Origin of the sequence: Flavicella marina, from assembly GCF_009193215.1 — a bacterium.
In the GTDB taxonomy this organism is placed as follows: Bacteria; Bacteroidota; Bacteroidia; order Flavobacteriales; family Flavobacteriaceae; genus Flavicella; species Flavicella marina.
Genome location: NZ_VYVA01000001.1, coordinates 1112943 through 1136447, shown reverse-complemented (window position 1 = coordinate 1136447; position 23505 = coordinate 1112943). Strand labels below are relative to the sequence as shown.

Here is a 23505-nt window from a genome sequence, read left to right as displayed (position 1 = left end):
GGTTTTTAATAAAATACCGAGTATTCTATAAAATATGGACAAATTTTCGTTCTTAAACGCAGCACATTCTGGCTTTATTGCCGAATTATACGATCAGTATTTAGTAAATCCTGATTCAGTAGAACCTAGTTGGAAAAGTTTTTTTCAAGGTTACGACCTTGCAAATGAAGACTATTCTCTTACTGGGGAAGAAAACACTAATATCAACATTCCTGAACATGTAAACAAAGAGTTTCATGTAATTGAATTGATTAACGGTTACCGTTCTCGTGGTCATCTGTTCACTAAAACCAATCCGGTTCGTGAAAGACGACAATATACACCAACCTTAGAAATAGAAAATTTTGGTCTTAAAAAAGAAGATCTTGAAACTGTTTTTAGTGCAAGTGAGATATTAGGATTGAAACCGACTAAACTATCTACAATCATCCAACATCTAGAGCAAATGTATTGCGATTCTATTGGTGTGGAGTATATGTACATAAGAAATCCTGAAGAAATTCAATGGTGGCAAGATCGTTTGAATAAAAACGACAACCATCCTTCTTATAATGTAGATTCTAAAAAATACATTTTATCAAAACTAAATCAAGCAGTTGGTTTTGAAAGTTTTTTACAAACTAAATATGTAGGTCAAAAGCGTTTTTCTCTTGAAGGAGGTGAAGCTTTAATCCCTGCAATTTCTGTTGCATTAAGAGATGCTGCTGAAAAATTTGGTGTTCAAGAATGTGTTTTAGGAATGGCACACAGAGGACGTTTGAGTACTTTGACAAACATCTTCAAAAAACCTGTTCGTGATTTGTTTTCAGAATTTGAAGGTAAAGATTTCGATGACGAACACATTGATGGTGATGTAAAATACCATATGGGACTTACACGTAGTAAGACTTTTAGAAATGGTGAAGTCATGAAAATGAACTTGGTACCCAACCCATCTCACCTAGAAACTGTTGCTCCTGTTGCAGAAGGAATTGCAAGAGCAAAAATTGACAGAAAATACAAAGGAGACGATTCAAAAATACTTCCAATTATTGTACATGGTGATGCTGCCATTGCAGGACAAGGTATTGTATACGAAGTAACTCAAATGAGTAAACTGAATGGATACAAAACTGGAGGTACTTTACATATAGTAGTAAACAATCAAATTGGTTTTACAACAAACTATTTAGATGCTCGTTCGAGTACGTATTGTACGGATGTTGCAAAAGTAACTTTATCACCAGTATTGCATGTAAATGCAGATGATGTAGAAGCAGTTTGTCATGCAGTAGAACTAGCGTTAGAATTTAGAATGAAATTTAAGCGTGATATTTTCATCGATTTATTGGGATACCGTAAGTACGGACATAATGAAGGTGATGAACCTCGATTCACGCAACCTAACTTGTACAAAGCAATTTCTAAACACAACAATCCAAAAGATATTTATGTTGAGAAATTAATCAATGAAGGTTCAATTGATGCTGCCTATGCTAAAGAAATCAGCAACGAGTTTAAAGACATGTTGGAATCTGAATTCCAAAAAGCAAAAGGAGATACTACTTCAAAAGTAGTTCCGTTTATGCAACATACCTGGAAAGATTTTGTCAGAGAGAAACTAGAAGCAATGTTATCTCCAATCGACACAACCTATCCAGTAGAAAACTTAAAAGACATTGCAAAAGTTGTCTCTACAGTACCAGAAGGAGTAAAATTTGTTAGAAAAGCAGAACGTATTGTAAAAGGTCGTGAGAAAATGGTTTTCGAAAACAACCTTTTAGACTGGGGAATGGGAGAAACTTTGGCTTATGGTTCTTTGCTAGAAGAAGGTTATAATGTACGTATATCTGGTCAAGATGTAGAGCGTGGTACCTTTAGTCATCGTCATGCAATATTAAGAGACGAAAACACAGAAGATCGTATCAACCTAATCAATACAAACCCAAAAAACAAAGGTGAAATGTACATCTACAACTCACTACTTTCTGAGTATGGAGTTTTAGGGTTCGATTATGGATATGCAATGGCAAATCCGAATACGTTAACAATTTGGGAAGCACAATTTGGAGATTTCAACAACGGAGCTCAAATTATGTTTGACCAATATATTTCTGCCGCAGAAGACAAGTGGAAATTACAAAACGGAATTGTAGTACTTCTTCCTCATGGGTATGAAGGTCAAGGTTCTGAGCATTCATCTGCAAGAATAGAGCGTTTCTTACAACTATGTGCAGAAGACAATATGACGGTTGCTGACTGTACGACACCGGCAAACATGTATCATTTGTTGCGTCGTCATATGAAGCGTAAACACAGAAAACCTTTGATAGTATTTACTCCTAAGAGTTTATTACGTCATCCGAAAGCGGTGAACCCAATCGAAGAATTTGCCAATGGAAGTTTCCAAGAAGTAATTGACGATACAATTGCACCAGAAAATGTTACCAAATTGGTATTCTGTACTGGGAAATTCTATTATGAACTATTAGAAGAACGTGAAGCAACAAACAGAGAAGATGTTGCTTTGGTAAGAGTTGAGCAATTGTTCCCATTGCATGAAGAAAAATTACAAGCGGCTATAGATAGATACCCGAATGCAAAAGAATATGTTTGGGCACAAGAAGAACCTAAGAACATGGGAGCTTGGAGTTATATGTTGCAAAGATTTAACTTGGTAAAACTAAGTGTTGCATCAAGAAAATTCTATTCAGTTCCAGCAGCAGGTTCTTCAGCAAGATTCAAGAGAAGACAAAGAGCTGTAATAGACATGGTATTCAACCCAGAAAAAAAATAAATTTGTACACTTCGACAAGCTCAGTGTACCTAAAAGAATAAAATTAACAAACAATATTGCTTGCATAATAAACGAGCACAACTTTAAAATTAGTCACAATGATTTTAGAAATGAAAGTTCCTTCTCCGGGGGAATCAATTACAGAAGTAGAAATAGCATCTTGGTTAGTAGAAGATGGAGATTATGTAGAAAAAGATCAGCCAATAGCTGAAGTAGATTCAGACAAAGCAACTCTAGAATTACCTGCAGAAGAAAGTGGAATTATCACTTTAAAAGCAGAAGAAGGAGATGCTGTTGAAGTTGGTGCTGTTGTTTGTTTAATTGATATGGGTGCGGCAAAACCAGAAGGTGGATCAGAAGCGCCTGCTGCTGCTCCAGCAAAAGAAGAAGTACCAGCTGCTGCTCCAGTTGCAGAAGCACCTAAATCTGCAGAACCAGCAACCTATGCTACAGGAACTGCTGCTCCAGCTGCACAAAAAATCCTCGATGAAAAAGGGATTGATAATGCATCTGTTGCCGGATCAGGTAAAGATGGAAGAATCACAAAAGAAGATGCTTTAAACGCAACTCCAGCAATGGGAACTTCTAATGGAAGTAGAGGAACAGAGCGTAAAAAAATGTCTATGTTGCGTAGAAAAGTAGCACAGCGTTTGGTTTCTGTTAAAAATGACACTGCCATGTTAACTACATTTAACGAAGTAAACATGCAACCAATATTTGATTTACGTAATCAATATAAAGAAGAATTCAAATCTAAACACGGTGTTGGATTAGGATTCATGTCTTTCTTTACATTAGCAGTCACAAGAGCTTTGGAATTGTACCCTGATGTAAACTCAATGATTGATGGTGACTACCAAATTAAAAATGATTTTGCTGATATTTCCATCGCAGTATCTGGGCCAAAAGGTTTGATGGTACCTGTTATAAGAAATGCTGAAAACTTATCTTTCAGAGGAGTTGAAAGCGAAGTAAAACGTTTAGCATTAAGAGCTCGTGATGGTCAGATTACTGTAGATGAAATGACAGGTGGTACATTTACAATCACTAACGGTGGTGTTTTTGGTTCTATGTTGTCAACGCCTATCATCAACCCACCACAATCTGCAATTTTAGGAATGCACAATATTGTTGAGCGTCCAATGGCAGTAAATGGTCAAGTAGTAATCCAACCTATAATGTATGTTGCCTTGTCTTACGACCATAGAATTGTTGACGGTAGAGAGTCTGTTGGTTTCTTAGTAGCTATCAAAGAAGCTATTGAAAACCCAATTGAATTGTTGATGAATAACAATCCTAAAAAAGCTTTAGAGTTATAAAAATTCTAACTTATCATATTAAAAATCCCATATCTAGAAGATATGGGATTTTTTGTTTTTTAACACCTTCTTAAATCAAATTAGAATCCCTCAACTTCGAAGTGCGTAAAACACGAATATTCTCTTTAGATCAAAATCTATTCGATTATTAAACTTCTAAAAAACTACAATAGCTACAACAAAACTTAACATCAACTCTACAGCGTACATTTTTACCAAGCCCCATTCTTCCTCTGAACCCTTCCTTTTGATAGGAAAAGCTGAAAAACAAGCCTTGTTAAGTTAGGGTATAGTCTTAATAAGACCGGTTTTAAGTAAATAAACATACTTTTCATAAACTAATCAAAACCAATATTTTATGAAAAAAATTACCTTTCTATTATTTTTATTTTGTGCGTCATTCGCATTTTCACAACCGGGAACAGCTGCTCCCACACCTACAAATGCAAGTACAGATGTAATTTCTGTGTACAGTGATGCATACACTAGTATTGCCACCAACCTTAACCCTAACTGGGGACAAACTACAAGTTATTCTGAAGTTCAGATAAGCTCGAACAATACGTTAAAATACGCCAATTTAAATTATCAAGGACTCGAATATACTGGTTCAGATGTTTCGGCAATGGAATATGTACATTTAGATTATTATACTGATGACGCTACCGCCTTACAATTTTTCTTAATTGCTGGAGGTGAAAATCATTATGACATTGCAGCTACAGATGGTATCACAACCGGACAATGGGTAGGTATTGACATACCTTTAAGCTTTTATTCAGATGCAGGAAGAGATCTTACCAATGCTATTCAATTTAAAACTGTTGGTAATGGAACAGTTTATTTCGACAATTTATATTTTTGGAAAAACCCAACGGCAGCTGGAACAGATACTTCTTTAAGTGATTTAACTGTAAATGGAACCACTATAGCAGGTTTCGGTTCATTGACTTCAACTTACACTATTGAACTTGCTTCTGGAACAGTTATAGTTCCAACGGTAGTAGCTACTACCACTGATGGAAGCGCAACAACTCAGGTAACAAATGCTTTAAGTCTTCCTGGTACTACAACGATTTTAGTAACTGCTCAAGATGGAATAACAACCAACATGGTAACGATTAACTTCACCATAGATCCAACTCCAACTTCAGCTGCGACAGATCCGACACACGATAGCGAAAATGTTATTTCGGTATACAGTGATACTTACACAAGTATTGCAACTGGATTAAACCCTGGTTGGGGACAAGCTACTGTTTATTCAGAGATTCAAATCAACACAAACAACACCCTAAAGTACAAGAACCTTAATTACCAAGGTATTGAATATACCAGTTCTGACGTTTCAGCAATGGAATATGTACATTTAGATTACTACACCACGGATGCGACCGCTTTACAATTTTTCTTAATTGCTGGGGGTGAAAATCATTACGATATTGCTGCTACAGATGGTATCACAACCGGACAATGGGTAGGTATTGACATCCCTTTAAGTTTTTATGCTGATGCAGGAAGAAATCTTACTGCTGCTGTTCAATTCAAAACTGTTGGTAATGGTACTGTATTTTTAGACAATATATATTTTTGGAAAAACCCTGTTAACCCTCTAACAGACGCTACATTATCTGACCTAAAGGTTGACAGCGAAACAATATCAGGTTTTTCAGGATCTGAGTTGAACTACTCTGTAGTGCTACCTAAAGGAACGACAACGATTCCTCAAATTACTTTAGCTACAAAGTCACATAGCGGAGCAAGTATTGTGATTGCTCAAGCGACTCAACTTCCTGGAGATGCAACAGTAACAGTTACATCTGAAGACACAAACACTGTAAAAACCTATACAATTTCATTCTCTGTAGACACCAACACATCATGTGATGGGAATTCTACTGAAAGTCAACAAGGATCTTTTTCAGTTGGCTACAACTACGCCTTTCAAACACTTGTAAATGGAGATCTACGAATCACCTTTGAATTGTTAGACAATGAAGTAGGAATTGTAGGGTTCTTATGGGAAGAAAGTCCTTTTAGTGAAACTATGATGACAAATACTTCGGGTGCTATATTCTCAGCTGACATATCTGGAAAAACAAACGGAGAAGTGGTTAGCTTTGGTTGTAAATTTGCCTATGCTGGTGGATCTGTAATCACAAAATATTTCTCATATACAGTTGGGGACACTTGTGGTTTATTAAGTATCAATAATTTTGATGCAGAAGATTTGGCAATTTATCCGAACCCAACTGGAAACAACTGGAATATTTCTACTGAAAGTGAGTATATCAATTCTATTGAGGTATTTAATGTCGTAGGTGAAAAAGTGATTTCAATGCAACCCAATGCTCTTTCAACAGAAATTGATGGTTCAGCTTTGATTCCAGGTATGTATGTTGCCATCATCAATACGGATCATGGAAGTGCAAGTCAAAAACTAGTGAAAAAATAAACGAATTCTTAATAAATACTGACAAAAACCATATCTCACGATATGGTTTTTTTTGATCCTATCGAAAAACAGGCTAAAGCACAATAAAATACCTTTAGGTCAGTGCGCTACGTATCTTATGCAAACCTTTGAATAAAATTAACATACGTTTATGTAAAAAAAACTAATTTAGCTCTTCTAAAAACTAAAAAAATAAAACTATGGCAACGTTAAGATTAGGAGATGTCGCTCCAGATTTCACGGCAGAAACTTCAGAAGGAACTATCAATTTTCACGAGTGGTTAGGAGAAGGATGGGGATTGTTGTTTTCTCACCCAGCAGATTACACACCAGTTTGTACAACAGAATTAGGAACCGTTGCAAAATACACGGACCAATTCAACCAAAGAAATGTAAAAGTAGCTGCGTTAAGTGTGGATGGTGTTGCATCACACCAAGGTTGGATCAAAGACATCAACGAAACTCAAAACACTACAGTAAACTTTCCAATCATCGCAGATGAAAACAAAAAAGTAGCAAACCTGTATGACATGATTCATCCAAATGCTGATAACAATTTAACTGTTCGTTCGGTATTTATCATTGCTCCGGATAAAACGATTAAATTAATCATTACATATCCTGCTTCAACAGGTAGAAATTTCGATGAATTGATCCGCGTAATTGACTCATTACAATTGACCGCTTACCATAAAGTGGCTACACCTGCTAATTGGCAAGATGGTGATGATTGCGTGGTAGTACCAGCAATAAAAACTGAAGATATAGATGCCATTTTCCCTAAAGGATACACTGAAGTGAAACCTTATTTAAGAATGACACCTCAGCCAAACAAATAAAAACTATTTGTCAATCGATAAGCCTAATAGAAAAACTATTAGGCTTTTTTGTTTTTACGATGTTCTGATTAATTTTTAACAAAATTGTTCTAAACGTCAATCAAGAAGCAAATAAAACAGATTGGTTATATTTGCACATCCTCAGCAAACAAAACCTATGAATTTTTTTCAAAAAGAATCCCTAATTGCGGTTTATTTTAAGATTACCGAACATTTATTGAAATGGTTATTAATCGCGATTGTTGCAGGGATCTTTGTAGGCTCTGCTTCTGCCCTATTACTAGAATCGCTATATTTTGTTACAGATTTACGAGAAGCCAATACATGGATCATTGCTTTCTTACCAATTGGAGGACTCGTAATTGGATTGATGTATCATTATTGGGGAAAAGATGTCGTAAAAGGAAACAATCAACTGATTGATGAAATTCACAGTCCAAAAGATATTATTCCATTAAAAATGGCTCCTTTTGTTTATATCGGTACCGTTTTGACTCATTTATTTGGTGGGTCTGCAGGACGAGAAGGTACTGCTATTCAGATGGGTGGTGCTTTGGTAGATCAGCTATCCAAAATTTTTAAATTCAGTCACGAAAACAGAAAAATTATCATTGTAATTGGTATTTCTGCTGGTTTTGCTTCCGTTTTCGGAACCCCATTGGCTGGTGCTATTTTTGCACTTGAAGTCTTGATTGTTGGGAGAATGCGATACGAAGCGATCGTGCCTAGTTTTTTAGCGGCTGTTGTCGCCGATTACGTTTGTTTGGCTTGGGGTGTACATCATTCTCATTATGTAGTAGACTTAGTACCAGAAATTGATATATTGACATTTTTAGTCGCTATTTTAAGTGGTGTCTTTTTTGGAATTGCAGGAAGAATCTTTTCAAAAGGAATTCCGTTTTTTCAAGGCTATGCGAATAAAATAAAATACCCACCGCTACGTCCATTTGTTGGTGGTATATTTATAGCTTTAAGTGTTTACGTAATGGGTACTACTAAATATATCGGTTTAGGTGTTCCCATTATTGAGGAAGCTTTTGTAAACCCTTTACCATACTACGATTTCGCACTAAAAATTTTACTAACGACGTTTACAATTGGTGTTGGTTTTAAAGGGGGTGAAGTAACTCCATTGTTTTTTATTGGCGCTACATTGGGGAATGCATTGGCTTTGTTTTTACCTTTACCAATGGCACTATTAGCAGGTATGGGCTTTGTAGCCGTATTCTCTGGAGCTACCAACACTCCTATTGCTTGTACCATGATGGGAATTGAACTATTTGGGATTGAAGCTGGCGTATTTATAGCAATTGCTTGTATTGTTGCCTATTTATTTTCGGGTCATTCAGGAATATACTCTTCTCAAGTAATCGGAAGTTCTAAAAACCAAGACTTAGATCACCATAAGGGAAAGCTTCTAAAAGAAGTTTAATTACTTCAAATAAAAACAATCATTCTTATAATCAATAATCGCCTTTCCAGAGCGTAAAATATCTGCTCCGATTATTCCGTTTATGGGTTTGGCTCCATGCGCTATCAAGGCCTCATTTACATGTGACATATCAAAAATTACCAAGTTGCATTTTTTCGTCTTCCACCCAGCCATTTTTAAGGTATTGTCTTGAGAGTTTCTCGTCTCCATACCAACGGCCCCAGCACCTGCTGCCTTTACTTCAGACTCACTTGTTTCAATTAAAAATTGCGCAACTTGATCAAATCCTACACATGAATTTGAAGCTCCGGTATCTAAAATAAATCGTCCTTTCACACCATTTAATTTTACCTTTACCACCATGTGGTTGGTTTTCGTGATTTTAACAGGTATTTGAACATAACCTTTTTTTACCAAGCTTTTTTTAAGACTAGCCATTTTAGAGTATTTTTACCAAATATATTAATGCTTTCGGTTTCTACATGATAAAGTTTTCAAAAAAAACAATCTTGTCTTGAAAACCTTTACCGAATTTAGATTTTTTTACAAATATGACCATTACCGATACGCACACTCATTTGTACAGTGAACAATTTAACGAAGATAGAGCAACCGTTATTCAAAGAGCTATTGACGCTGGTGTGACTCGTTTTTTTATTCCAGCCATCGACAGTGAATACACACAATCGATGTTGGATTTAGAAACAGAATTTCCTGAAAATATTTTCTTGATGATGGGGTTACACCCAACACATGTAAAAGAAAATTTCGAAAAAGAATTGAACTTGATAAAAGAATGGCTCGACAAAAAAAAGTTTTATGCTATCGGAGAAATCGGAATTGATTTGTATTGGGATAAAACGTTTTTGAAAGAGCAGCAACAAGCTTTTAGAACGCAAATACAATGGGCAAAAGAAAGAAAAATGCCAATCAACATACATTGCAGAGATGCTTTTGATGAAGTTTTTGAAATTTTAGAAGAAGAGAAAAGTGACGATTTATTTGGAATATTTCACTGCTTTACCGGTAACCTAGCACAAGCAAAACAAGCTATTTCTTTAAACATGAAACTAGGAATCGGAGGTGTCGTAACTTTCAAGAACGGAAAAATTGACAAATTTTTACATGAAATTCCGCTTTCTGAAATTGTCTTAGAAACAGATGCTCCTTATTTGGCTCCAACACCCAATAGAGGGAAAAGAAATGAAAGTAGTTACTTAGTACAGGTCATCGATAAATTATCTGATATCTATGAATTACCTGCTGAAGAGATTGCAGCTATTACTACCCAAAATTCAAAAGATATTTTTGGCATTTAACACAACCACCATGAAATTAGAAAAAATAAAAATCGCTACACCTATTGGTATTGCAAAAATTAACGGAGATACAGACGGAATTCGATCTATTACTTTTTCTGATAAAAATTCGCCAGTTACAAAGACTATTCCACCTGTACTTCAAGAATGTGTAACGCAACTACAAGAATATTTTGAAGGCAAAAGAACTGTCTTTACTGTAAAACTAAACCCACAAGGAACAGAATTTCAAAGAAAAGCTTGGCAAAGTTTGCAAAACATCCCTTTTGGAAAAACATTGAGTTATAGTGAACAAAGTAAAATTCTTCATAAACCAAAAGCGATAAGAGCTGTAGCCAATGCAAACGGTAAAAATTTAATTGCCATCCTACAGCCTTGTCACCGTATCATTGGTTCTGATGGAGAACTAACAGGTTACGCTTGGGGTCTTTGGAGAAAAAAATGGCTACTAGAACACGAAAGTGGTCAAAAACAAGAACGTTTGTTTTAAAATGATTCTGAGATGAACTTAATTGCTAATGTGCGTTAAAGTCCTATCACAAATTTTAAACTAAATTCACATACAGAACGTTATTATACTTCATGAAAAAAGTTGGAATCGTACTTATATTTTTATTCTGTTTGTCCAGTGCTGCACAAACAACCTTTTCCAATTCTAAAAGTCAAAACATAAAAGTTGCTTCAGATAGTATTCAAATAGCGACGGTTAGCATAAGTCCTGTAAATTTTAAAGTCATACACAACGGAAAAGAAATTCCAACCGATCAATACACCATCGATTTTGACACTGCAACCTTAGTTCTAGATGCCAAAAAGTATCAAAACATTACGATAAACTACACCGCTTATCCAGACTTTTTAACGCAGACCTTTGCACCAGCCAACAAAAATCTCATCGTTGATAATAGCAACGACCGTTCAAACATGTATCGAATTTCAAATGAAAAAAGTGAGGGAAGAAGACCCTTTGAAGGACTGTATACTCAGGGTAGTTTGGCAAGAGGAATTACGGTCGGAAACAACCAAGATGCGGTAACTAACTCTAGTTTAGACTTACAAATTTCAGGTAAAATATCGAATGATGTCACCCTGAAAGCTTCGATTTCGGATACAAATATACCAATCCAAAAAAATGGATACTCACAACAAATTGAAGAATTTGATAGAGTATTCATAGAATTATTTACGAATCAATGGAGTTTAAAAGCAGGAGACATCAACCTTAACAACAACGAAACAAACTTTCTACTTTTCGACAAAAAAGTTGCCGGACTATCGGTAGATGTTACCCCAACACATACAGATGCTAAAAATCACTTTAAAGCTTCGGGTGCTTTGGTACGAGGTCGATTCAATCGATACGAACTTACCGGGATAGACGGAAACCAAGGACCCTACAAACTGTTAGGTCCTAACGGCGAAAATTTTATTGTCATTCTATCCGGAAGCGAAACCATATATATCAATGGTACTCCACTTCGCAGAGGAGAACAATACGACTATACCATTGATTACAACACATCAGAAGTTACGTTTACCACAACTTATCCGATAACTTCAAACATGAGAATCGTTGCTGAATTTCAATATTCAGACAGAAATTATACGCGTTTTGTGAGTTACAATAAAGCGACACACAAAAGTGAAAAGCTAGAAATTGGCGGGTATTTTTATACAGAAAGTGATGCGAAAAATCAGCCTTTACAACAGAACTTAAGTGAAGAACAAAAAGAAGTATTGGCCAATGCTGGTGACGACACACAAAAAATGATATCCGAAAGTTCAGTACCTACAGACTATGATGAAAACAAAATTTTATATAAAAAAACAACTATCAATGGCACCGAAGTATTTGAATTTTCTCAAAATGAAGAAGACGAATTGTATGCTGTAACTTTTAGTTTGATTGGAGAAAATCTGGGTAGCTATCAATTAGCAAACACGACTGCAATTGGTAGAATATTTGAATATATTGGCCCAAACATGGGAAGTTATGCCCCAGTCATTCAATTGGTCGCTCCTTCAAAACTTCAAGTTGCTGTAGCAAAAATAAAATACTCTCCTTCTGAAAAAACCTCAATAGATAGTGAAGTTGCCTTAAGTAATAACGATCAAAATTTATTTTCTTCAATAGACAACGAAAACAATCAAGGTGTCGCTGCAAAAGTGGGTTGGAATCAAATCTTTAGCGATCAAAAATGGTTGGTAAAAACAGCTGTTAATTTTGATTTACTGCAGGAGGATTTTACAAGCATTCAACGTATCTACAACGTAGAGTTTACAAGAGATTGGAATCTACAAAACCCTTCAGGTACACAACAATTTTTAAGGACAGAATTACTTATCTCAAACAAAAAAAACACTGATTTTAGTTATCGTTTTGAAAATCTTACATTTCAAAATTCCTTTAAAGGATTCAAACACAAATTCACAGGAACGTACCAAACAGAAAAAACCGAAATGTATGCAAAAGCTAGTGTCCTCAAAAATGAAGGTAGTATAGAAAAAGGTTCATTTCTAAGAGCGAATGCAGGTATAAAAAAACATTTTAACAACAGCTGGATCGGTGCTCTATTCGAAGCGGAAAACAACGAACAAACAGAAATCGCAACGAACAATCTCACAGCATTGAGTCAAAAGTTTGTAAGCTATGGTGCCTATTTTGGTGTAGGGGATAGCACAAAAGTATATGCCAAGATTGGCGTAAATATGAGACACAATGATAGCCTTCAAAACAATACAATTACACGCGTTAATAACTCGAACACCTACTACATAAACTCGCGATTGGTACAACATAAAAATGCACAAGTTGGCGCGTATATAAATTACAGAACCGTCGATAATATTTTACAAGAAAACACAAATGCCTTAAACTCTCGTCTAAATTACAACCAACGTCTTTTCAAAAACTTTATAAATTGGGCGACTATTTATGAAACATCGTCTGGTACCTCACCGCAACAACAATTCGCATATGTCAAAACTGAACCTGGTCAAGGTTTTTATACTTGGATTGATTACAATGGAAATGGGATTCAAGAATTTGAAGAATTTGAAATTGCAAAATTCTCTGACCAAGCAGATTATTTGAGGGTTACCTTACCCACAGTAAATTACATAAACATCAATCAAACAAAATTTAGCCAAGCGTTTAACATCAATGCGATTACGTGGAGTCAAAAAACAGGATTCAAAAAATTTGTTTCGCAATTTTCTAACCAATCTTACATACTTGTCGATACTAAGAAATCAAGAACCGGATCTGGTTTCGATTTGAATCCATTCGACACCAACAATCCTTCTGTAATTGGTCTCTTAGAAACCTTAAAAAACAGTTTCTTTTTTAGAAGAGGCTTGCAAAATTATTCAACCACTTACACCTATTCTAAAACGCGTTCTAAAAATAATTTGGGAATTGGTTTTCAAGAAAATCAAAACCTGCTAAGACAATTAAAATTCCAACATAAAATCGGAGCGTTTTGGCTGATTGATATCAATATCAACAAAAAAGAAATAGACAGTGACAGCGAAAATTATGCAGATAGAATCTATAAAATCAATAGCAACGAACTTAACCCAATGCTGATGTATTCTTTTTCATTAAATAGCAACCTCTCTATAAACTATGAATACAAAGACAAAAACGATTCTTTTAGCATTACCGCTTTAGAACTGCATAAATTAGGAGCGGCGTATCAATTTTCACATCCTAATAAAGGAGCGTTTGTAGCTGATTTTAATTTATACAAAAATAACTTTACAGGAAACAGTAATTCACCTGTCGGTTACGAAATGCTTGAAGGCTTGCAACCAGGAGACAATTTTGTTTGGAATGTAGTAGCTCAAAAAAAACTGACAAGCTACTTACACTTAAACCTAAACTACAACGGTAGAAAAAGTGAATTTGCAAATACCATACACACAGGTAGTATTCAACTGCGTGCGGTTTTCTAATTTTTTTTTTGAAAAAGAATTTTTACATTTTTATATAGTACATTTGCCTCATAAATCGACCCATCACTATGAAAAAAATAATTCCGATTCTATTGTTTGCATTATTTTTCAAACAAGCAAACGCACAATCTAACGAAATAAAAGTAGATGTTTTTGATATTTTAGCTTTGTTAGCATTAGACGTATCATACGAACATAACTTAAACCCTGAATCTTCTATAGGACTTGCTGTTTTATTTAATTTTGCAAAAAGCACAGCTAGTTTTAGATATGAGCAGGAGTTTTCTTTGTCGCCTTATTACAGACAACGTTTTTTTAGTCGAGGGAATTTCGATTACTATGGTGAATTTTTTGGTTCATTAAACAGAGGTGATAAAAATTCAGATCAGCTTGAAGTTGGCGAGAGTGCTACTTATACTGATTTTGCACTTGGACTAGGTTTCGGTGGAAAATTTATCTCGGTAAATGGTTTTGTCGCTGACTTACATGCCGGTATTGGAAGAAATTTATTCAACACAGACTATTCACCAGGAATTGTACCTAGAGTCGGTATTTCTATCGGTAAACAATTCTAAGAATACAGACACAATATCATAAAAAAAGCACCTTAAATTAAGGTGCTTTTTTTATGATATAAACTGTGTTTATTTACAGTAAGCCGTATATGCTTCTTTCAAGTGATCAGCAATCATTTCAGCAGATCTACCTTCGATATGATGACGTTCTAACATGTGCACCAACTGACCATCTTTGAACAAAGCAACCGCTGGAGATGATGGAGGAAAAGGAACCATAAATTCTCTAGCTTTACCAACAGCAGCACCATCAACACCTGCAAAAACAGTTACTAAATTTGTTGGTTTTGCTTCTCCTTCTAATGAAGCAATAACACCAGGTCTTGCTGTTCCTGCAGCACACCCACATACAGAGTTCACCACTACCAACGTAGATCCTTCTAATTTCAATGTGTTTTCAACTTCTTCTGGAGTTTTCAAGGCTGAAAATCCTGCCTGTACCAATTGCGCTTCCATAGGCGCTGTTAATTCTTGTGGATACATATATATTATTTTTTGAATATTAAACTTTTACAGTGCAAAGATACGTATTGAATTGCATAACAACATTGTCGTATCATAGATTTCATTGATGCGCATTTAAAATTATTATATACCTCCTGAATCAACGGTTCTTTAAGACTATATTAACGCTTCGAACCGATGATACATTTCTATAAAAAGTATCTTTGTAATTAAATAAAAAATTAAAATGGCAAATTTTACAAAATTCTTAGGAGCAGCATTAGGTTGGTCTTTTGGAGGTCCAATAGGTGCGCTTTTAGGTTATGTAATAGGAAATTCAATTGATGGTTTTACCAAAAGAGATATTCAAGATTTTAGACAACAAGCGCAAGATCACGACAACGAAACACATTCGGGTGATTTTGAAATCAGTTTGTTGATTCTTTCTTCCTTTGTGATTAAAGCAGACGGAAAAATCGATCAAAGAGAATTAGATTTTGTGCGTGCTTACTTCTTGAAAATGTACGGTAAAGAAAGAGCAAATCACGCTTTTCGATTGTTTAGAGGTATCATCAAAAATAACGATGTTTCGGTTCGACAAATCTCTTTGCAAATTCGTCAACAAATGCAACATGCTTCGCGTTTACAATTGATGCATTATTTATTTGCATTAGCAAAAGCCGATGAAATTATTACGCCTGACGAATTGAGTATGTTGCATAAAATTTCAGGGTATTTAAGTATCAATGCTTATGATTTTGAATCGATCAAAGCTATGTTTTATGAAAATGCCGAAAGTGCCTATAAAATTTTGGAAATCGAAAAATCTGCAACCGATAAAGAAATCAAAGCTGCATATAGAAAAATGGTCAAAAAACACCATCCAGATAAAGTAAAACATCTAGGTGATGAACATTTAAAAGGAGCTGAAGAAAAATTCTTAAAGATTCAAGAAGCTTACGAAAAAATTAAAAAAGAAAGAGGACTTTAAAAAAACTTTCAGTTCGAGAACGATTATATTTCCAAAAACGAAATATTTCCAAATATTAGAAAATCCCAGGGTTATTGTAACTCTGGGATTTTTTTTACCTGCTATTTAAGACACTTCACCTGAAAATTTATGCGTATCACTCATTTTTAGCTATTTACACATTATTACCACCCATATCTTTAGTGTAAAACTGAACTGTTTTCTTGAACAAAAAGCATGAAATATAGCGTTTTTTGAACGGGAACTCAGGTTGATTTTGTGTAAAAAACATTTAAAAAAGAACGCTTTTAACAAAGCAACTAAAAACACAACTAGCTAAAAAAATAATTTTCGTAATGAAAACATTTACCAAAATAACCACAACAATATTCACCTTACTTTTTTTGAGTGTGATGCATTTAGGTGCACAGTCAAATCCTGTTTTCCCAAATACGCAAACATTAAAAAAAGGAACTGCGAATGAACCTGGTGCCGTATACTTAATAAAGAACGTAGAAACCTCTTCTAATTTAGGAGAACTAGGAGTAGATGCCTTAGTTACAATTGTCTCTTTTAGCGGTTCGCCAATTGTAAGTGATATTGATGTTTCTCAAAATAACGATAATAGATTTGAGCCTACAATTACATATGACACCCCGAATGAATCGGTTCGTTGGAGAATCGAATTTATTGTTGGTGGAACTGCAGATGCTGATATAGAAAACGCTGTACTTTACCCCTTAGATTCTTATACTTTAGAAATCATAGATTTAGATGCTGGTGAGTGGGCAGAAGTGATCGTTCCTAAAAGTTATGAACTAGCAGCTCAAAATGCACCGGGTACAATCATTACTACAAGCCAAGGATTAGTGCCTAACTCCATCCGATTTGAAAGTGATGCCGATGAAACAGACCAAGGCATAGATCCTACCTCACATAGATCTATTGTGAGAGTAAATTATGAGAATGTAGGTGTTGTAGACATTACCCTAGGTAGAAATAACAATGAGCCGGTCACAACAAGAAATATTTCAATAGGATTTTTAGGAGAAGTGGTGTTTGGAAACCCGTATGTTGTTGAAGTAAACAACCCTCCTGTTGTTATAGATCATTCAACTAATTCTGAATTAAACACTCCAACAAACTCAATAAATTTATTGGATGGATCTAGCGATCCTGAAAACAACATAAACACCTCTACGATTGTAATTTTAGACCCTAAAGATCCTACCAATTTTGGCGAACCTGGAAGTCCTTTAATTATTGCTGGAGAGGGAACCTATGATGTAGATGCAAACGGAAATATAATCTTTACTCCTGAAAATAATTTTTCTGGAAGTTCAACCATCAATTTTAGAGTGCGAGATGATAATTTAGCAAATTCAAACAAAGCAACTTTTTCAGTATTTATAGGTGATGCACCTGAATTAGAAGTAACCAAAACAGCATATCCATCTGGAAATGTTATGGCCGGAGACACTATTAGCTACACCATTCTAGTTAAAAACACTGGAGCTATAAATGCGATGAATGTTACTTTAGAAGATATTTTACCGAATGGTATCACATATATTGACGGTACGGCGAAAAAAACATTTCCAACAAACTCTGGGGTCAAAACTGGTACTTATACTTCAGAAAACCTTGGACCTTTCAATGTAAACGGAAGAAATCCTGTAACCATAACAGATGATACTACAGGTAAGATACCTGCGAATGCAACGTTGATAGACTATAGTTTCACTGTACGTGGAGAAGCTATCAATAGTAGTAATATCAGTGAAATAGATATGAAAGCTACCCACCCAAACGGAACCGTTTACGATCTAGATTTTGGAGACGATTTAGGACTTCCAAATAGTCCAGGAACTTATGACGTAAGTCAAGGTCCAAAAACTATTTCTGGATCAGCAGTAGGACTTTTTGAATTCATCTGGTCAGAAGACAGAGACACCCGTAGAACAGACAATAGAGTTTCTAGTCTCACCTATACTATTAATTACGAATACATAACTTATCCGATAGAGCAAGAACAAATTACAAACGATGCTAATGCACCAAGATATATGGTAACCGTTGAAAATGGTATTTTACTAAAACCAGGAGAGACTATGACGGTGACTTTTGATGCAGTAGTTGACAATGGAGTCATAGGTAACCTTATAAATAAAGCTATTGTTGATGCTGTTGGGTTGCCAAATCATGTTTCAGATACCGCTACAGTAATTGCGTTTGACCCAAACAGTACTGGTACGGCTATGATCACACAAATCTATCAATTTGGTTCAGAAAAATGGATTGAAATAACCAATATAGATGACAAAAATAGTATCGCTAATAACCTTGTTAAGGTGCAATTATACACGAACAAAACAGGTGACCAATCAGATGTAATACCTGATGTAACGCTTACAATAGATGCTACATTAAACCCGGGACAATCTGTATTGATAAGTAATACTGCAAATACGATTACAAATATAAACTTCAATAGCTTAGAAATTTACAACAATGAACTCACAAACTTTTTCGGTGAAAATGATATTATAACATTATCCACCACAAACGACACAAATTCTTGGGCAAATAGATATGATGCAATTGAAGCAATAAAAGACAATACTTCTTATGTTAGAATTGACGAAGTTTTGATTCCTAATCCAACTTATACGATCAATGAATGGGTAGTTTTTGTAGATCAAAACTTAGACCCCTATCGAGTATTAGAGTTAGGCGGACCTGAAAGACACCCGGAAGACCCATTAATTTCTGAAATTACAGATGCAGATTCTGAGGCAAACATTCAACTTGGCTTGCATAGAATAGATGTAACTTCGAAAATTAATTCTATTTGGACGAATGGAACTCCTGATAGATCGAGATATGTGTTTATTAGTGAAAATTACAATCATAAAAATACTAGGTTTAGTGCTAGACGATTGGCGGTAAACAACAACAGTAAATTCTCTGTAACAGACAACTTATTGGTTGTTACAAATGATATTAACATCACAAATACAAACGATGAAATACGTTTGATAGGTACTTCGCAGCTTATACAAACCCATACAAATACAAAACAAACATTTGGTAGTGGAAAACTATTGGTTGAACAAAATTCTACGGTTCCAAGTACATATAGATACAATTATATGAGTTCACCTGTAAATACAGTTGGAGCTTCAAGTTTCACTTTATCAAGTGTTTTAAAAGACGGAACAAACCCCATAGATGAATCGAGTTCAATTTCGAATACCATTGCCAAAGATATTTATTTTATAGGTGGCTATGATGGTAGTTATGATAAAACAAATAATACGCCTATATCTTTAGCTGAATATTGGATATATACCTATGCGGCAGGAGATGGAAATAGATCTAATTGGAAACAAAAAGGAAAAGATGGCACCATACCAGAAACCGATGGCTTTATATTCAAAGGTCCAGGAAAAGCACAAAACTACATATTTGTTGGTTCCCCTAAAGATGGTAATTTATCTACTCCAACAAACATTGGTGGTTATGAAACTTATTTGGTAGGGAATCCATATGCTTCAGCAATTAACGTAAATAAATTCATTGAAGACAACATAAATTCGATAACCGGAACACTCTATTTTTGGGAACACCAAGAAAGTGCAAATGGTGAAGAAGATCAAAGTGGACACAATTTCGCTGGCTATATAGGTGGATATGCTACAAGAAATAGAGCTATGGGATTGGCCGCAAATAGCCCAGAAAACGATAGTAACGATAACAATGGAACCTCAGGTGTAGGAGAAGGAAACTATAAAGAACCTAAAGCATATATAGCTATAGGGCAAGGATTCTTTATTGGTGGTGATATTGATGGTGGCCCTATTGTATTTAACAACAGTCAAAGAGAATATATTACCGAAGGAGATGATTCTATATTTTTTAAACAAAATAGTAAATCCAAAAAATTAGAAAAAGATGTATCTGAAAATAAATTGCCAATCATTAAATTAGGTATTGATTATAGAAACAAAGAAGAAACAATGATCCATCGTCAAATTGGAATTTCATTTCATGAAGCTAATTCTTTTGCATATAACAAAGGGTTCGACTCTAACATCTACGATTTAGGAGAAACAGATATGTACTGGGAGTTTGACAATAATGACGACAAATATATTATTGCTGGAATTCAATCTATTACTGATGATTTACGTGTTCCTTTAACCATTACGGTTGCTCAGAAACAAGAAGTTACGTTGACAATAGATGAATGGCAACACATTAACAGAGATGTATACATCTATGATGCACTCACAGATATTCAATACAAAGTAAATAATAATAAAGCTGTTATAAACCTAGAAGAAGGGCTTCATAAGGATAGGTTTTTCATGACTTTTGAAACATCAGAAACTGTTGGTTTAGACGACCCTTTATCAAAAATAAATTTAAAAATCAGCTATCATCCACATGAAAAAAACATCCTTTTAAACACTATAAACGACTTAGAAATAAACAGAACAACTATTTTAGATGTAAACGGAACTCAACGTTACTTACTAGATAGTACGTCAGAAAACAAGAATGAACAACTTATAGATGTTTCAATGCTAATCAAAGGAGTTTACATTCTTAGGTTAGAAACTAACGCTGGTGTCATCGCTAAAAAAATAATTATTCATTAAAACAATATTTACTCCAAAAAATTAATTGAAAAATCGGATTTAGCCTCATGCTTCTTCCGATTTTTTTCGTCAATTAGTATTTATAAAAAAACAAAAAACGTAAATTCGCATCACACGAATAAAAAGCAAATATCTTGGCAAAAACGAAAGTAAAAAAGGAAACTCCTTTAATGAAACAATACAATACGATTAAGGCAAAATACCCTGACGCCATGTTGTTGTTTAGAGTTGGAGATTTTTATGAAACTTTTGGTGAAGACGCCATCAAATGTGCACGTGTGCTTAACATCACGCTCACCAAAAGAGGTGCTGGTAGCGAAAGTGAAACTGCTTTGGCCGGTTTTCCGCATCATTCTTTAAACACTTACCTTCCGAAACTCGTAAAAGCTGGTATGCGTGTTGCTATTTGCGATCAATTGGAAGACCCCAAAATGACAAAAAAAATTGTCAAACGTGGGGTTACTGAATTGGTGACACCTGGAGTATCTTTTAATGATGAAGTATTGCAATCAAAAAGTAACAACTTTTTAGCCGCAGTACATTTCGGGAAAAAACTGCTAGGAATTTCTTTTTTAGATGTCTCTACTGGAGAATTTTTTACAGCACAAGGTACTGCCGAATACATTGACAAATTATTGCAAAATTTTCAACCAAGTGAAATCTTAATTCAAAAACAAAACCGCTTAAAATTCAACGAAATTTTTGGAACTAGTTTTCATACTTTTTATTTAGAAGACTGGGTTTTTCAGGCAGATTATGCTAATGAAAATCTGACCAACCATTTCAAAGTAAAATCACTGAAAGGGTATGGAATTGACGACTTACAAGAAGGTATCATATCTTCTGGGGCAATTTTGTATTACTTATCAGAAACGCAACACAACAAAATAGAACATATAGCTTCTATCCAACGAATACAAGAAAACAATTATGTATGGATGGATCGCTTTACCATACGTAATTTAGAATTATATGCTTCAACAGAAGCCAATGCGGTTACATTACTCAATGTAATCGACAAAACCATTTCTCCGATGGGAGCTCGTTTGTTACGACGTTGGTTGGCATTGCCTTTGAAAGATATCACACAAATACAAAAACGTCAAGATATTGTAAAATACTTGATGGACACACCTGATTTTTATGATTTAGTCACATATCAAATCAAACAAATCAGTGACATAGAAAGATTGGTTTCTAAAGTAGCCACTGGCAAAATTCATCCACGAGAAGTAATTTTCTTAAAAAATTCTTTGAAAGCTATTTTGCCAATCAAAGAAGCTGCTGAAAAAAGCAGTAATCCTTCTTTAAAAAACATTGGCAAGCAACTGCACGACACAACAGAACTTCGAGAAAAAATTGAAGCTACCTTGTTTGAAGACGCTCCAGTAAACATCAATAAGGGAAACAGTATTGCTACAGGTGTATCGAAAGAACTAGACGAACTACGTGCCATCTCAACTTCTGGAAAAGACTTCTTAGATCAAATGGTACAACGTGAAGTGGAACGTACTGGAATTTCTTCGTTAAAAATCGCTTTCAATAATGTATTTGGTTATTATATAGAAGTTCGTAATTCGCATAAAGACAAAGTTCCTGAAGAATGGATTCGTAAACAGACGCTTGTAAATGCTGAACGTTACATCACAGAAGAATTAAAAGAATACGAAACCAAAATTTTAGGAGCAGAAGAAAAAATTGGCAAATTAGAACAAGAAATTTATGCCAAACTTATACAATATTTGACTCGTTTCATTAAAGAAATGCAACTCAATGCACAATTGATAGGTCAAATAGATTGTTTGACATCTTTTGCTACAATTGCTACAGAAAACAGCTATGTGCGTCCTGTTTTAGACGATACTACCGATTTAGAAATTAAAAACGGTAGACATCCAGTTATCGAAAAACAGCTACCCGTTGGAGAAGAGTATATTGCCAATGATGTGGTACTAAACAGAAATTCGCAACAAATCATCATGATTACCGGGCCAAATATGTCGGGTAAGTCCGCCATATTGCGCCAAACTGCTCTGATTGTATTGTTAGCCCAAATGGGAAGCTATGTTCCCGCTCAAAATGCTAAAATCGGAATCGTCGATAAAATATTTACACGAGTAGGAGCAAGTGACAATATCTCAATGGGAGAATCTACTTTTATGGTAGAAATGAATGAAACCGCCAGTATTCTAAACAACGTTTCTGAGCGTAGTTTGATCTTGTTAGATGAAATTGGTCGCGGTACAAGTACTTATGATGGAATTTCTATTGCATGGGCCATTGCAGAATACATACACGAACACCCAACCAAAGCGAAAACTTTGTTTGCCACGCATTACCATGAACTCAATGATATGACCAATACGTTTGAGAGAGTGAAAAATTTTAATGTTTCAGTAAAAGAACTAAAAGACACAGTAATATTCTTGCGTAAATTGGTCTCTGGTGGAAGTGAGCACAGTTTTGGTATTCACGTTGCCAAATTAGCCGGTATGCCAACACAAGTAATACATCGAGCTAACAAAATGCTAAAACAGTTAGAAAAAAATCATACCAGTGATGACATCAAACAAAAGCTAAAAGAGGCAAAAGAAGAAGAAGATTTACAATTGAGTTTTTTCAAACTAGATGACCCTCTATTGGAAGATATCAAAGAAGAAATTTTGACGACCAACATTGACACTTTAACCCCTATTGAGGCTTTGATGAAACTGAATGAAATAAAAAGAATGCTAACGAAAAAATAAAAACACCG

At 35.0% G+C, this 23505-nt stretch carries 14 protein-coding genes; 12 read left to right on the top strand and 2 right to left on the bottom strand.

Going from position 1 to position 23505, the window contains the following annotated elements:
* Positions 1–34: 34 nt before the first annotated feature.
* The 5 genes from F6P99_RS04570 (at position 35) to F6P99_RS04550 (ending at position 8821) form a co-directional block, all read left to right on the top strand.
* The gene (locus tag F6P99_RS04570) at positions 35–2776 is read left to right on the top strand and encodes a 2-oxoglutarate dehydrogenase E1 component (RefSeq protein WP_152286244.1); all 2742 of its coding nucleotides are present in this window, start codon (positions 35–37) and stop codon (positions 2774–2776) included.
* A 98-nt stretch (positions 2777–2874) separates the two neighbouring features.
* On the top strand, positions 2875–4095 hold the full coding sequence (gene odhB / locus F6P99_RS04565; RefSeq protein ID WP_152286243.1) for a 2-oxoglutarate dehydrogenase complex dihydrolipoyllysine-residue succinyltransferase: 1221 nt from the start codon (positions 2875–2877) through the stop codon (positions 4093–4095).
* Between the two features lie 358 nt (positions 4096–4453).
* Positions 4454–6550: a T9SS type A sorting domain-containing protein gene (locus F6P99_RS04560; protein ID WP_152286242.1), complete on the top strand. Its 2097-nt coding sequence runs from the start codon at positions 4454–4456 to the stop codon at positions 6548–6550.
* Between the two features lie 200 nt (positions 6551–6750).
* Positions 6751–7389 carry a peroxiredoxin gene (locus F6P99_RS04555; protein WP_152286241.1) on the top strand — a complete coding sequence of 213 codons (639 nt, stop codon included), beginning with the start codon at positions 6751–6753 and terminating at the stop codon, positions 7387–7389.
* A gap of 157 nt (positions 7390–7546) precedes the next feature.
* On the top strand, positions 7547–8821 hold the full coding sequence (locus tag F6P99_RS04550; protein WP_152286240.1) for a voltage-gated chloride channel family protein: 1275 nt from the start codon (positions 7547–7549) through the stop codon (positions 8819–8821).
* Here F6P99_RS04550 and F6P99_RS04545 read toward each other — a convergent pair whose 3' ends face one another.
* Positions 8822–9259 carry a retropepsin-like aspartic protease gene (locus tag F6P99_RS04545; protein WP_152286239.1) on the bottom strand — a complete coding sequence of 146 codons (438 nt, stop codon included), beginning with the start codon at positions 9257–9259 and terminating at the stop codon, positions 8822–8824.
* Between the two features lie 113 nt (positions 9260–9372).
* On the opposite strand from F6P99_RS04545, the gene F6P99_RS04540 reads away from it, so the two are divergent.
* The 4 genes from F6P99_RS04540 to F6P99_RS04525 all read left to right on the top strand — a co-directional run bounded on the left by F6P99_RS04540 (position 9373) and on the right by F6P99_RS04525 (position 14672).
* On the top strand, positions 9373–10140 hold the full coding sequence (locus tag F6P99_RS04540) for a TatD family hydrolase (RefSeq protein WP_152286238.1): 768 nt from the start codon (positions 9373–9375) through the stop codon (positions 10138–10140).
* A gap of 10 nt (positions 10141–10150) precedes the next feature.
* The gene (locus F6P99_RS04535) at positions 10151–10630 is read left to right on the top strand and encodes a methylated-DNA--[protein]-cysteine S-methyltransferase (protein WP_152286237.1); all 480 of its coding nucleotides are present in this window, start codon (positions 10151–10153) and stop codon (positions 10628–10630) included.
* 92 nt (positions 10631–10722) lie between these two features.
* Positions 10723–14097 carry a hypothetical protein gene (locus tag F6P99_RS04530; RefSeq protein ID WP_226913015.1) on the top strand — a complete coding sequence of 1125 codons (3375 nt, stop codon included), beginning with the start codon at positions 10723–10725 and terminating at the stop codon, positions 14095–14097.
* 68 nt (positions 14098–14165) lie between these two features.
* Positions 14166–14672, top strand: coding sequence for a hypothetical protein (locus F6P99_RS04525; protein WP_152286236.1), 507 nt, complete (start codon positions 14166–14168; stop codon positions 14670–14672).
* A gap of 69 nt (positions 14673–14741) precedes the next feature.
* Here the strand turns inward: F6P99_RS04525 and F6P99_RS04520 are convergent, their stop codons facing one another.
* Positions 14742–15155, bottom strand: coding sequence for a BrxA/BrxB family bacilliredoxin (locus tag F6P99_RS04520; RefSeq protein ID WP_152286235.1), 414 nt, complete (start codon positions 15153–15155; stop codon positions 14742–14744).
* 208 nt (positions 15156–15363) lie between these two features.
* Here F6P99_RS04520 and F6P99_RS04515 point away from each other — a divergent pair, with 208 nt between their 5' ends.
* The 3 genes from F6P99_RS04515 (at position 15364) to mutS (ending at position 23497) form a co-directional block, all read left to right on the top strand.
* Positions 15364–16107 carry a TerB family tellurite resistance protein gene (locus tag F6P99_RS04515; protein WP_152286234.1) on the top strand — a complete coding sequence of 248 codons (744 nt, stop codon included), beginning with the start codon at positions 15364–15366 and terminating at the stop codon, positions 16105–16107.
* 335 nt (positions 16108–16442) lie between these two features.
* Complete coding sequence (locus tag F6P99_RS04510) at positions 16443–20750, top strand: T9SS type A sorting domain-containing protein (RefSeq protein WP_152286233.1); 4308 nt, start codon at positions 16443–16445, stop codon at positions 20748–20750.
* Between the two features lie 134 nt (positions 20751–20884).
* Positions 20885–23497 (top strand): DNA mismatch repair protein MutS, encoded by a 2613-nt coding sequence (gene mutS / locus F6P99_RS04505; protein ID WP_152286232.1) that lies wholly within the window; start codon positions 20885–20887, stop codon positions 23495–23497.
* Positions 23498–23505: the final 8 nt, after the last annotated feature.

Excerpts from the sequence above, each read along its gene's own strand:
- F6P99_RS04570 (WP_152286244.1), top strand. The coding sequence starts at position 35 with ATGGACAAATTTTCGTTCTTAAACGCAGCACATTCTGGCTTTATTGCC.
- odhB (WP_152286243.1), top strand. The coding sequence starts at position 2,875 with ATGATTTTAGAAATGAAAGTTCCTTCTCCGGGGGAATCAATTACAGAA.
- F6P99_RS04560 (WP_152286242.1), top strand. The coding sequence starts at position 4,454 with ATGAAAAAAATTACCTTTCTATTATTTTTATTTTGTGCGTCATTCGCA.
- F6P99_RS04555 (WP_152286241.1), top strand. The coding sequence starts at position 6,751 with ATGGCAACGTTAAGATTAGGAGATGTCGCTCCAGATTTCACGGCAGAA.
- F6P99_RS04550 (WP_152286240.1), top strand. The coding sequence starts at position 7,547 with ATGAATTTTTTTCAAAAAGAATCCCTAATTGCGGTTTATTTTAAGATT.
- F6P99_RS04545 (WP_152286239.1), bottom strand. The coding sequence starts at position 9,259 with ATGGCTAGTCTTAAAAAAAGCTTGGTAAAAAAAGGTTATGTTCAAATA.
- F6P99_RS04540 (WP_152286238.1), top strand. The coding sequence starts at position 9,373 with ATGACCATTACCGATACGCACACTCATTTGTACAGTGAACAATTTAAC.
- F6P99_RS04535 (WP_152286237.1), top strand. The coding sequence starts at position 10,151 with ATGAAATTAGAAAAAATAAAAATCGCTACACCTATTGGTATTGCAAAA.
- F6P99_RS04530 (WP_226913015.1), top strand. The coding sequence starts at position 10,723 with ATGAAAAAAGTTGGAATCGTACTTATATTTTTATTCTGTTTGTCCAGT.
- F6P99_RS04525 (WP_152286236.1), top strand. The coding sequence starts at position 14,166 with ATGAAAAAAATAATTCCGATTCTATTGTTTGCATTATTTTTCAAACAA.
- F6P99_RS04520 (WP_152286235.1), bottom strand. The coding sequence starts at position 15,155 with ATGTATCCACAAGAATTAACAGCGCCTATGGAAGCGCAATTGGTACAG.
- F6P99_RS04515 (WP_152286234.1), top strand. The coding sequence starts at position 15,364 with ATGGCAAATTTTACAAAATTCTTAGGAGCAGCATTAGGTTGGTCTTTT.
- F6P99_RS04510 (WP_152286233.1), top strand. The coding sequence starts at position 16,443 with ATGAAAACATTTACCAAAATAACCACAACAATATTCACCTTACTTTTT.